Here is a 13,171-nt window from a genome sequence, read left to right on the forward strand (position 1 = left end):
TAAACTGTAGTTATTTATAACAGGCATTTATGAAAAAATTTTGGTTCTTTTTTTATGGGCTACCCAATATCTTTGGGCTAATCGGCTTACTTATCGGCTTAATAACACAGCTAATATTAATGCTGTCCTCTACTTTAGGTGGACTGCTGTACTGGCTGCCCATTTGTTTATTATTGTATGCTTTAGGTTGGCTGCTGGGGTGGTGGATACAAGATAATGACGCCAACTTACATTTTGCGCAGACCCAAACTGCGGAGCAAATAGAGCATGAATTACAACAACTGTTAGCACACATCAAACCTCGCATACCACCCCAAGCTTATGAACATGTCAAGAATATTCAAACCTCGGTGCTGTCGGTACTGCCACATCTGGTTGCAGGACAATTTGCTGACCAAAATTTATATACCGTTAAGCAAGCAGTGTTTGACTATCTGCCCACAACCTTAGAAAATTATCTGCGCCTACCAACGGTTTATGCCAATATGCACCCAGTCAATCAAGGTAAAACAGCCAAAACATTGCTGATTGAACAGCTTGCCACACTAGATGATGCCTTACTTAAAGTCACCCATAATATTTTTGCTCATGATGTGCAGGCATTGCTTGCCAATCAACGCTTTTTACAAACCCGATTAAATGATGGCTAATGCACTGGGAGTAAATCGACACCACATCAAAATAACCACTTCTTTTTATATGTATCTAAGACATTTTACAAAAGATAGGTACACTTTACTGTCTTGTCTTAGCCAGATTTATGATAAGATAATCAGATTAAATTAAATAACACCTCCTTTTTTAATATATTTATAAGTATACGGAACCCTATGAGCTGGAATGATCCAAACGCAAAGCTTGAAGCACAAAACTACGAAAACCCAATTCCCAGTCGTTTGCTGATATCGCAAACATTAACCAAGCTTGGTGAAGCCACACAACCACAGCTAGCTGCCACCTTTGGGATAGAAGATCCCGATCAGTTCGATGCCTTAGGTAATCGTCTCAAAGCCATGCTACGTGATGGTCAAATAAGCCGTGAAGGCAGACCCTATAGATACACCCCTGTTACCCAAAAAGATGTGGTATCAGGTACTATCTCCGCACATGCCAAGGGCTTTGGCTTTGTGGTATTAGACGACATGCCAGATTTATTTTTGCATGAAAAACAAATGCGTTGGGTCTTTAATGGCGATACCGTTGATGCCATCGGTACAGCGACTGATAACCGTGGGCGCACTGAAGGCTTAATTGTCAAAGTCACCGAACGTCAGCAAAACCAATTTATTGGCACACTTGATAAAGATGAAGAAGGCTATTGTGTCACCCTTGCTAGCCCCAATAATCACCAACCCATTACCGTCACTGATGAAAACGTACAAGCCATTGGCGCAAAACAAGGTCAACCTGTCAAAGTAGATATTATTGACTGGCCCAATCAACACGAATTTGCCACGGGTAAAATCGTTGAGGTAATGGACGATGACAACGACCGTGAAGTAATCATCGAAACCACCCTACTTAACTATGATATTCCACACGAGTTTGGTGCAAAAGTATTGGCACAAGCCAATGGCTACAAAGAACCCACTAGCAAAGATCTTAAGGGTCGTACTGATATTCGTGATTTACCGATGGTCACCATTGATGGCGAAGATGCACGTGACTTTGATGACGCCGTGTATGCCGAAAAACGCTCAGGTGGCAATTATCGAGTGGTGGTTGCCATTGCCGATGTCAGCCATTACGTCACGCCAAACTCTGCCTTAGATCATGAGGCCTATGAGCGTGGCACGTCAGTATATTTCCCGCATCATGTTGTCCCCATGCTCCCAGAAGTACTCTCTAACGGTCTATGCTCATTAAATCCTGACGTTGACCGTTTGTGTATGGTGGCTGATATTAAGCTATCTCGTGCAGGTAACGTCACTGGCTATGAGTTTTACCCTGCGGTGATGCATTCACAAGCCCGTTTAACCTACAACCAAGTCAATGCTTATTTTGATGACCCCAAGGATAAAGCAGTTCCTGAGTCATTAACGGGTAATAAAGACGTTAAAAAATCCATCGACACGCTACACCAGTTGTATGAAGTACTGCTGAAAAAACGTGAACAGCGACATGCGATGGAATTTGAAACCGTCGAAACCTATATTAAGTTTAATGAAGAAGGTGGCATTGATGCCATCATTCCACGCACACGTGGCGACTCACATAAGCTTATCGAAGAGTGTATGCTCCTTGCCAATACCTGTGCAGCTAACTTTGCCCTAAAGCATGATTTACCTGTGTTATATCGCAATCATGATAAGCCCGATAGTGAAAAAACCATGCGTATCCATGAATACGCCAAAAACTTCGGCATCAGCTTTCCTGAAGAAAATCCAACTCAAGAAGACTATCAGCGTTTGATTGAAGTAACCAAAGAACGCCCCGATGCCGTCAGTATCCACAGTATGCTGCTACGCTCAATGATGCAAGCAAACTATGCCCCTGAGAATATCGGACACTTTGGCTTAGCTTACGATGAATACAGCCACTTTACCTCACCTATCCGCCGCTATCCTGACTTGATGCTACATCGTGCCATCAAAGCCAAAGTTACGGGCAAAAGACAGCCTGATACCGACTTTACCTTAGCTGAAGCTGGCACACAAACCTCAGATACCGAGCGTCGTGCCGAAAAAGCCTCTCGCTTTGTTGAAACTTGGCTCAAATGCCACTATATGAAAGACCATGTTGGAGAAGAGTTTAAAGGTGTCATCACCACGGTGACTAACTTTGGACTATTTATCACCCTGACTGATTTATTCATTGATGGTCTGGTGCATATTTCTAACGTTGGCAAAGACTACTTTGTCTATGATGAAAAACAGCAACAGCTTATCGGTCAAGATCATGGCAACCTATATGGATTGGGTGATGAAGTTTTAGTCAAAGTTACCGCGGTGAATATGGACTTATTACAAATCGACTTTGAGCTAATTAAAAAACTAAAATCGAGTGCGATGAACCAAAGTAAAAAGGGACAGGCAAAAGCACAAGACAGCAGTACCAATAGCTCGAACGATAGTAAAAAACCTGCCGCTAGCAAACGCCGTAGCAATCGTGGACGTGGTACTAAAAAAAGCTCCTAAGATACCATTCTTTTAGTGATAAAAAATACCGCTATTATTTAAATAATGGCGGTATTTTTTTACGTATATTACTAGGGTTCTGTTGAACATTCATCTTTATAGGAAAAGCAGTCATACAGGGCTATGGCAAACTAATTTCTGCGCTGATTGGCAGATGATCCGACAGCTCTGACCATGGCTTGCCTGTATGCACCCATGCTCGCGTCACTTGTAAATTTCGTACATAAATACGGTCTAGACTAAAAACAGGAAATTTAGCAGGAAAAGTGGGCAGTAATTTATCATGACAGTGCATAAAGGCTTCAGTCATATTCAATGCTTGTGCCAACCGCTCACAAGAGACCTTTTTCCAATCATTAAAATCCCCTGCCAAGATTAACGGTTGCGTCTGATCAATCTCTTGATTCACATAATCTGTAATCGCTTGATATTGTTTTTGTCGATCTGACTCAAGCAAATTTAGATGCGCACATAACACCACAATGGGCACTTCCCAACCCTTTGGCTGTACTTCACAATGTAGTACACCTCGCTGTTCAAGTTTGCTCACTGTAATATTCACATTATGCTTCGGATCTAGTGGATGCTGACTGAGTACCGCATTACCATGATGCCCATGCTCATACTCACAGTTTTTACCATAACTATTTTCTAGCCCCAAATATTCACCAAACCACTCATGCTGCGATTGATCAGGAAACTCATTATACTGAACCACTCGTTTAAGGTTCTGCCCTTGCACCTCTTGTAAGCACAGGATATCAGGCTTGACTTGCTTTAATGCATCAGCAATTCCTTGAACCTTTACTAAACGATTCAGTGCAGACATACCTTTATGGATATTATAAGTGGTTACAATCAAAGTGGTATCGTTCATCATGATATTAATTTAACAGTTAAAAAATTTACACAAACTATAGCATAAAAGTACACAGATTTATCTAACCATAAATCTTTTTCAGCCACACTAAAATACCCACCGATGCAAACATCTGTATGTCTGAATTAGAATCTAGCCAATCAGATAATTAGATATTATATTTAGTTTCACTCTATACTGGCAGCCATAAAAAAAGCACTGAGTTAAACCAGTGCTTTTTCAATTCATCAGTATTGCTTAAAAAGTGGCGTAATATTAACTTAATATAAACTTAACATACCACCTAAACTTAACAGCTAGATTTTAACAGCTAAATTAATAGCGTGTAACCAATGCAATCGCTTGATCTTCACCCATAATGTCTTTAGGTAAAAACACCACATTACCACCATTGTGCATCACCAATTCAATGATTTCACCCACAGCATCATCAGTCACACCTTCAGTAGTGGCATCATCAGCAATGGCTAGTGTTTGTGCTGCTTCATCAATTTTTGCAGGTTGGATATAGCCTTGACGTACATATAAAGTCTCGCCAGCACCTTGGAAGGCTGCTTGATAAACGTCTTGCAAATCTGTACGTACTAAATCATTACCACGTGCTTTTTCAATCTCACCTAATGCCTCTTCATGTAGCTGCTTACGATAGCCTTCGATTGCTTCTGTCACACCTTCAATAATGTGCTCTGCACTGCCATCTTCTAAATCAGTCACATTATCAACAGTGGCAATGATGTTTTCTGGACGGTCACACACTTCTTTATAAAAGCTGATATTGCGAGCATCACCAACAATCACTAATGGCATTTTATGCTCACCCCACAGCTCTTGTACGCTCTTATCAACACGATTTAAAAACTCTTTTAGATAGTTGTCTTCATTAGAGGCAGCTGAGCGATCCGCACCACTGGTTGTATATAAAGTGGTATTTTCGATAGGAAATGGAATGTGCTCCATGTGGTTTTGTTCGTTATCATTTCTATCAAACTCTTGTACCACACGATCATTAGCCGCTTCGATCAAACGTGCATGTTCACGAGTAATGACCACAGTATAATAATGCACTGTGCTTGCCATATCACGTACTAAATCACGAGTAGCAAACTGATCATCAATAATGACCCGCTCTTCAGTATCTAGTGGCATTCTAACCACAACAGCATCTTCTTCACTGGCAAATATCGCCAATGTATCTAAGTTATAATTATGGTCAAGCTCATCTGTTTTTGCATGGATATTTTCTAATACTGCCGCAGCTGTACGTTTATCAAATTCATTAGTTAAACGCTCTTCTACCACTTTGAGTTGGTTTTTTAAGGCAATAGGATCTTGCTCATTTTCAGGGTGCTTACGATGGGTTTTAACAAAAACGCTTACCGCAGGATTGGCTTTGGTTTGACGTAAACTCTTTAATGTGGCTTTCATATATTGTCCTTTTTTTATGGATGAATTTATTAAACACTAAATTAACTTAGGTAGTTAACATATAAATAAATTAAAAAATATCAAAGAAATCCGTTAAAAATTATCATCAGATTTCTTTCCTCAAATCTATCAAAATAGAGTAACAGTCAGTCCACATAAATACCATAAGAGGTTTGCAAGTAAATGATAAAGGTTTGTAAAATTTATAATAATTTTCGTATTATTGCCTTTAGTTTGTTTTAACTGCCCACAGGGATTTTATCCATCATTAATACTGTAGCAGATTTAAGCTTGCAATTATGTCATGACACACCCATCATAATAAAAACGAAACCTACAAACACTTAGAACCTGTATTTACAACCCACAAATTTGCCTTGTATTACGCCATTTTAGTCTAAAAATACTCTAATTTTGGATTATGAATACAGGTTCTTATTTATCATTCATATAACATATAAATTTTAAATTTCATCTAAATCCAGTACTAAATTTTATAGAGGTTTTACCATGTCAACTTTACCAACTGCCAGCAAGAATGCTACTTCAAATACTAAAAAAAATACTGATCTTACCTCTATGTTGCATCTTGTCGATTTTGACAACATGACTCCAAAAGAGTTAAAGCAGCAAGTCACTACCGCCATCGAGCAAGCCAATGCTTTTTTGGATAATCTAGATAAACAAGATACTGATAGCCAGAGCAATATTAATATTGCAGCTCAAACAGCGTTGGCAGATATCTCTCATTTTGATCATATCAATCTGGCATTAGACCGTAGCTGGGGGGTATTATCACATTTAAACAGTGTGATGAGTAACGATGATATTCGTCATACTCACCACGAGTTATTACCACTACTTTCTGCCTACGGCACACGTGTAGGTCAACACAAACCATTATTTGAGCGCTATCAAGCCATCAAAAAAGATACCATATTCTTTAACAGTTTAGACACAGCACGTCAGCGTGCTACTGAACTTGCCCTGCAACGCTTTGAGCTATCAGGTGTTGCCCTATCAAACGAACAACAACAACAATTTGCTGATATTCAAAGCCAATTATCTACCTTATCTGCTTCATTCTCTGATCATGTTTTAGATGCCACTCAAGCATTTGCCTTGCCTTTAACAGACAATCAGCTTGCAGGTATTACTGACAGTGGACTGGCATTATTGGCACAAGCAGGTGAACAGTACAAAGCCAAGCTATTAGAAAGTAAGCAAAAAACCGAAGCAGATTTTAAAGCATTACCATCGCCATATTATGTAGCGACACTGGATATTCCTGTTTATCTGGCTGTGATGACTCATGCCAACGATCGCAGCTTACGTGAGACACTTTATAAAGCCTATGTCACTCGTGCTTCAGAGTTTGACGCACACACCAATAAAAAAGGCGAATCACTCAATAATGCTGATATCATGCAGCAAATTTTGGCATTACGTGCACAAAAAGCCCATCTGCTGGGTTTTGATAATTATGCTAAGCTGTCTTTATCCACCAAAATGGCAGACAGTCCAGAACAAGTTGAAAGCTTTTTACGTGACTTGGCTGATAAAGCACGTCCCTTTGCCCAGCAAGACTTAGCACAATTACAAGCAGCAGCACAAAAATACGGCATTGATGATATTCAGCCTTGGGATACCGCCTATTTAGCAGAAAAAGTGAAACAAGATAAGTTTCAGTTATCACAAGAACAAATCCGACCCTACTTCCCGTTACCCAAAGTCATCGATGGGCTATTTAATATCGTTAATAGACTCTATGGCATACACGCTGTAGAGTATAGCGACTCTGTATCACGCTGGCACAAAGATGTACGTTTTTATCAACTATTTGATGCCGATGACAGCCTAATCGGTGGCTTTTATTTTGATTTATATGCCCGTCAAGGCAAACGTGGTGGTGCATGGATGAGCGGCTTCCAACCTCGTTATAAGTATATCAATAGCAACACAGACAACAGCATAGATGCACAAACTTATCAACAACTACCAGTCTGTTTTATGGTTGGTAATTTTACCCCTGCTACTAGCGATGCCGAGGGTAATGAAACTCAGCCAAGTCTGCTGACTCATAATGAAGTACTCACCTTATTCCATGAGTTTGGTCATGGTTTGCATCACCTACTAACACAGGTCACGGTTGGTGATGTGGCGGGGGTAAATGGGGTAGAATGGGATGCAGTAGAGCTACCCAGTCAGTTTATGGAAAATTGGGCGTGGGACAGCGAAGGTATCGCCCTTATCAGTGCCCATGTTGATACAGGTGAACCATTGCCACAGCAAATGCTCGATGCTCTACTGGCTGCCAAAAACTTCCAAAGTGGCATACAAACCTTACGTCAAATAGAATTTGCATTATTTGATTTACTTATCCATAGTGACACGCCAGCACCAGACTATCAAGGTATCCTGCAAACCTTAGATAAGGTTAGAGATGAAATTGCCATTATGCCAACACCTGATTACAATCGCTTTGCCAATAGCTTTAGTCATATCTTTGCAGGTGGCTATGCTGCGGGGTATTATTCTTATAAATGGGCAGAATTATTATCAGCAGATGCATTTAGTAAATTTGAAGAAGAAGGCATCTTTAATCCACAAGCAGGTAAAGCATTTCGTGAGCATATTTTGTGTGTGGGTGGTAGCCTACCTGCAAAAACCAATTTTGAGACTTTCCGTGGTCGTCCTGCCAGTATCGAAGCCTTACTACGCCATAGTGGCTTTGGGCAATCACCACAAGAAGAGATGCAAAGCAATAAGGAAGTTTAATGCGCTATCAATCTAAGCGACCCAAACGCCAGTTTTTGGCTGGCGTTAAGTGTCCCAAATGTGAAGCTCTTGATAAAGTAGTACAAGTACAAGTTTTTGAGCCACAAGCAGATGAGTATATTGAATGCATTGTTTGTGGACATACTGAACGTCGTCCTGATACAATCGACGCTAAAGCTTTAGCACATAATGCCATGTCTACAGATACTACTGGCATTGTTAAATTTATCCCCTAAATAATTATTTTCACAGACAATAAAGTTATGTTTTATTTCAATAACTTATGCTGGGGTTTTATGGATTTGAATCACATCAATATATCGCTTCTATCAGATGACTTTTATTATGAAAAAAATACAATTTAAAAAAGCTAAACCTAAGAATGAATCAACAACACCTGTTGAACCCAAACCTGAGGCTGAGGGAAAGAAGAAAATACAATTTAAACTGAAAAAATCTAAACCTAAAGACAAAACAGCAGCACCTTTTGCACCCAAACCTGAAGATAAGAAAAAAATAATACTATTTATTATCTTAGTGTTGCTCATGTTGATAGGTGCTTTTTATTATATCATGACATTTTCACCCTTTGATCCACCCGAACCACAAGCTGCCTCTGCACCAGTACCAGCACAAACTGAACCAGCAGCCACCGAACCAAGTGTGGAAACTACAACAGAGACTGATACGACTGAAACTGAAGAGACCTCCTCTACAGATCAAGCTGATGCGTTAGCTGCCATCAGTGAAAACATACCCGATCCTGATTCCATCTTAAATGCAGAGATTCCCGAACAACCTGAGCTTGCCAAAGAAGAGATTGACCGACTCAAAGACATAGATGATAGGCTTAAAGAACAAGAACAACTGTTAACACAACAATTAGAAACGATTAATGACATTAATAATAAAAAAGAAGAGCAAATTGCCTTACTCGAACAGCAAATTGCACAATTAGAAGCACAACAAACTCAATAAAAACGAAAGCTGCTAGTAATACACTATTATTAGCAGCTTTTTAGCAGTTTTCTCATAACATTCATATTAATATTTGATTGTGAATAATAAAAACAGAAAAAGGGAGTAGCAATGATGGCAAATATGCATCTCATCCATGCCCCCTTATTACAAAATCCTGCCCCCTTATTGGTATTACCACTAAATAGCGCAGGCATTATCCTAGACCCTATTTTGGCTCGCTGTAAAACACTGTATTCTGATAATTACCTCAACTATCGCCGCGCCTGTATTGATAAATCATTAACAGTGGGCGATTGCTTATTGTATCAACGTCAGCAAACCACATTGGGTTTAAATGCCAGTAGCAATCATAATCAGCCACGCCATATTGCCAACCTAATAGTAACAGACCACCCCTATCACCCAATCCGCAAACTTTGGTTAAGCCAGGCGTTAGAAGCTTTGCATACCCAGTTATATCCACTGATACGCTATGAAGGTTTACGCCATATAGCGATATTTGCGCGTCCTCTGTTATATACTGATTATGATAATTCAATAGAAGCTACTGACGGCAATACTGCCACACCATTGACCTCGGCAACATCAGCCGAACTGAGCGTCCCTGTATTAGACTGGCACGATGATATTTATCCACTAATCCAAGATAGGTTAAAAGATTTACCCAAGTTGAGAATCAGTGTACATGTACCAAGGGATATTGAAATTTAAGTGTAAAGTATAAGTCTTAATCAATCAGACACTTTTTTAAGTTCTCTTTATTTTGATAATCTCCATTATCAATCACTTGATAGACTCTTTGTTTAAACATCTGCAACTCTGCTAAAGCTTTTTCTAGCGCTTGCAAAAACTCTACTTTATCAAGACATATTTTTATCTTCACATCATCTGCAAACTCAACTTCATATCTGTCTGTATAATCACTCAATTCAATATTATTACCATTAAACCGATAAAAAATATGTGGGTGTCCTATACAAAGTGGTTGCCAGTCTTTTGAACTATCAAATGATTCATATAAAATTTTTTGCCAATTATGATAGTCATTAATATCACTACAACATTGCGGTTCAATAATTTGCTCATTAATCTCAATTTTTAATCCACCATCCAATGGTAATAAATGCTCTGCATAATTCTCAGGTAATATATCCTGAATATGTACATCAATGATGTCTTGTATTAACTCATCATATAATTGTGAAATAATGAGATAAAAGTCTTCCTCATACAGTTCTGTTTTCCTAACGGCATCTAATAACGAACCTTCCGCATAGATTTGCGTTAACAAATTTTTTTTATTACTGTACTCAGTAAATGGCAGACGTATAACAAACTCAAAAAATGCCAATTTCAATCACTCCTGTTTCTATAACGGCTTTATTTTATTTTTATAATTCTGCACAAAAAAATCGCCTTACCATTATTAAACGGTAAAGCGGCTTTATCATACAATTTAAGTGGCTAAAACACTTATTATTGATTATTAATCTTGCTCAATACCTTTCATGGTCAATTTAATGCGTCCACGGTTGTCCACATCTTGTACCAAGACTTTAATGGTCTGACCTTCTTGGATATAATCTGAAACATTTTCCACACGCTCATCAGCGATTTGTGAGATGTGTACTAGACCATCTGTATTTGGTAATACAGTCACAAATGCACCAAAATCAACAATACGAGCGACTGTGCCTTCATAGACTTTACCAACTTCTACCTCAGCAGTAATCGCTTCAATCTGACGAATCGCTTCTTTAGTCGCTGCTTTGTTTTCACCAAAGATACGAATCGTACCATTATCATCAATATCAATGACCGCACCTGTATCTTCCGTCAACTGACGAATGGTTGCACCGCCTTTACCAATCACATCACGGATTTTATCAGCATTGATTTCAATCACTGCATAGTTCGGTGCATGCGCATTGATTTCTTTACGGCTGCTAGGCAACACTTCGTTCATCGCATTTAAGATATGAATACGACCCGCATGTGCTTGTTTTAGTGCCTGCTCCATAATCTCAGCATTGATGCCTTCAATTTTAATATCCATCTGCAAGGCAGTGATACCGTCTTTTGAGCCAGCGACTTTAAAGTCCATATCACCTAAGTGATCTTCATCACCTAAGATATCAGACAATACGGCAAAGCGATCGCCTTCTTTGACCAGACCCATGGCGATACCTGCAACTGGTGCTTTTAATGGTACGCCTGCATCCATCAATGCAAGGCTTGCACCACAAACTGACGCCATTGATGATGAACCATTCGATTCAGTAATCTCAGATACCACACGAATCACATACGGGAAGCGGTCGCTATCTGGTAGCATCGCTTGCACCCCACGACGTGCCAAACGTCCATGACCGATTTCACGGCGTTTAGGTACACCTTCACGACCTGTCTCACCCACTGAAAAATGTGGGAAATTATAATGCAGCATAAAGTGGTCTTGCAGCGTGCCTGCCAAAGAGTCCACCATATGTACATCACGGGTATTACCCAAAGTGGTGGTTACCAATGCTTGCGTTTCACCACGAGTAAATAACGCTGAACCATGTGTATAAGGCAACACACCGACTTGAATATCAAGCGCACGTACTGTCTCTAAATCACGACCATCAATACGCGGTTTACCTGACAAGATATTATCACGCACGATGCGGTATTTTAGCTCTTCATAAATCTCTTTAATTTTGGCTTCATTATTCGCAAACTCTTCAGAATCTGCCTCACCTGCTAAGCTTTCAATAGCTGCTTGTTTAATCTCATCAAGCTTAGCATAGCGTGCTTGCTTATCAGTAATAGTATAAGCCTCAGCGATTTGCTCACCAAACTGGGTGGTTACTTTTTCTTCAAAAGCAGCATCTAAAGTTGGTGATACAAACGTTTGTTTTGGTGTACCCACCTCTTGAGCCAATGAAGCAATATTATCAATCACAATTTGCTGCTGCTCATGACCATATAATACCGCACCCAGCATCTGATCTTCAGACAACTCTTTGGCTTCTGACTCAACCATTAATACCGCAGATTTTGTACCTGCCACCACCAAATCCAAATCACTGCTTTCAAGCTCAGCAATGCTTGGGTTTAATACATATTCGCCATTAATAAAGCCAACACGAGCTGCACCAATAGGACCATTAAATGGTGCATCTGAAATGGCGAGAGCCGCTGATGCACCAATCATGGCAGCGATGTCTGCATATTGTTTTTTGTCAGATGAAACAACTGTTGCCGTAATTTGAATCTCATTGACATAGCCTTCAGGAAATAAAGGGCGAATTGGACGGTCAATCAAACGAGAAGTTAGTGTTTCAAACTCACTGGCTCGACCTTCACGCTTACCATAGCCACCAGGAATTTTTCCCGAGGCATACATTTTTTCTTGATAATTAACCGTTAATGGAAAGAAGTTTTGTCCTTCTTTGGCATCGGCTTTGACTACCGCAGCGACTAGAACAGAAACTCCGCCCATGTGTACTAAAATAGAATTGGCTTGACGTGCCATACGCCCTGTCTCAAGCACAACCTTTTGGTTGCCATACTGAAATTCACGCGTGATTGTGTTAAACATTGTCATATAATTTTCCTAATTGTGATGATATTACTAAAATAACCGATACTTTATTGTTACTATCAATTTATATATAAGCTTTATTTTCTTATACAATAGCCATTAATAAACAAACTATCCAATACATAAATAAAAAAATACATCTATGATAGATTGGATATAAACTCGTATGAGTTTATACAATGAAAATATCAGTCAATAAAAAGGCAGTCTGATACACATAAATCAATAATAATTGATTAGCCCCTAACGCTTTCACTCTTGCTATATTTTATCTCAATGGCACATAACCACCTAAAAGCAAAAGCGTTAGAAGCCACGCTTATCAAAACTTGCCTTCACCTATTTTACAGATAATTGTTGCTGTTGACCAATTTATCGCTAAAC

Annotated in this window: 10 protein-coding genes; 6 read left to right on the forward strand and 4 right to left on the reverse strand. The window is 39.4% G+C overall.

Going from position 1 to position 13,171, the window contains the following annotated elements:
- Positions 1-29: 29 nt before the first annotated feature.
- A complete protein-coding gene (locus tag FHK89_RS07495; RefSeq protein ID WP_230658692.1) occupies positions 30-650 on the forward strand; it encodes a hypothetical protein in 621 nt (206 codons plus the stop codon).
- Positions 651-830: 180 nt separating this feature from the next.
- On the forward strand, positions 831-3,137 hold the full coding sequence (rnr, locus tag FHK89_RS07500) for a ribonuclease R (RefSeq protein WP_230658694.1): 2,307 nt from the start codon (positions 831-833) through the stop codon (positions 3,135-3,137).
- A 121-nt stretch (positions 3,138-3,258) separates the two neighbouring features.
- Here the strand turns inward: rnr and FHK89_RS07505 are convergent, their stop codons facing one another.
- Complete coding sequence (locus FHK89_RS07505) at positions 3,259-4,014, reverse strand: endonuclease/exonuclease/phosphatase family protein (RefSeq protein ID WP_442966567.1); 756 nt, start codon at positions 4,012-4,014, stop codon at positions 3,259-3,261.
- A gap of 318 nt (positions 4,015-4,332) precedes the next feature.
- Positions 4,333-5,442: an AOC03_06830 family ribosome hibernation factor gene (locus FHK89_RS07510; RefSeq protein ID WP_230658698.1), complete on the reverse strand. Its 1,110-nt coding sequence runs from the start codon at positions 5,440-5,442 to the stop codon at positions 4,333-4,335.
- 579 nt (positions 5,443-6,021) lie between these two features.
- Here FHK89_RS07510 and FHK89_RS07515 point away from each other — a divergent pair.
- From FHK89_RS07515 to FHK89_RS07530, 4 genes are all read left to right on the forward strand, one after another.
- Positions 6,022-8,220 (forward strand): M3 family metallopeptidase, encoded by a 2,199-nt coding sequence (locus FHK89_RS07515; protein ID WP_230658818.1) that lies wholly within the window; start codon positions 6,022-6,024, stop codon positions 8,218-8,220.
- Entirely contained in the window at positions 8,220-8,456 is a 237-nt protein-coding gene (locus FHK89_RS07520) for a YheV family putative metal-binding protein (RefSeq protein ID WP_230658700.1), read from the forward strand. Before FHK89_RS07515 ends, FHK89_RS07520 begins: the two co-directional genes overlap by 1 nt.
- A gap of 109 nt (positions 8,457-8,565) precedes the next feature.
- The gene (locus tag FHK89_RS07525) at positions 8,566-9,198 is read left to right on the forward strand and encodes a hypothetical protein (RefSeq protein WP_230658702.1); all 633 of its coding nucleotides are present in this window, start codon (positions 8,566-8,568) and stop codon (positions 9,196-9,198) included.
- 114 nt (positions 9,199-9,312) lie between these two features.
- Positions 9,313-9,912 (forward strand): hypothetical protein, encoded by a 600-nt coding sequence (locus tag FHK89_RS07530; RefSeq protein WP_230658704.1) that lies wholly within the window; start codon positions 9,313-9,315, stop codon positions 9,910-9,912.
- A gap of 16 nt (positions 9,913-9,928) precedes the next feature.
- Here the strand turns inward: FHK89_RS07530 and FHK89_RS07535 are convergent, their stop codons facing one another.
- Together FHK89_RS07535 and pnp are read right to left on the reverse strand one after the other, a co-directional pair.
- Complete coding sequence (locus FHK89_RS07535; protein ID WP_230658706.1) at positions 9,929-10,552, reverse strand: hypothetical protein; 624 nt, start codon at positions 10,550-10,552, stop codon at positions 9,929-9,931.
- A gap of 135 nt (positions 10,553-10,687) precedes the next feature.
- The gene (gene pnp, locus FHK89_RS07540) at positions 10,688-12,790 is read right to left on the reverse strand and encodes a polyribonucleotide nucleotidyltransferase (RefSeq protein WP_230658708.1); all 2,103 of its coding nucleotides are present in this window, start codon (positions 12,788-12,790) and stop codon (positions 10,688-10,690) included.
- Between the last annotated feature and the right edge of the window lie 381 nt (positions 12,791-13,171).

Source organism: Psychrobacter sp. I-STPA10 (assembly GCF_021012795.1).
GTDB lineage: Bacteria > Pseudomonadota > Gammaproteobacteria > Pseudomonadales > Moraxellaceae > Psychrobacter.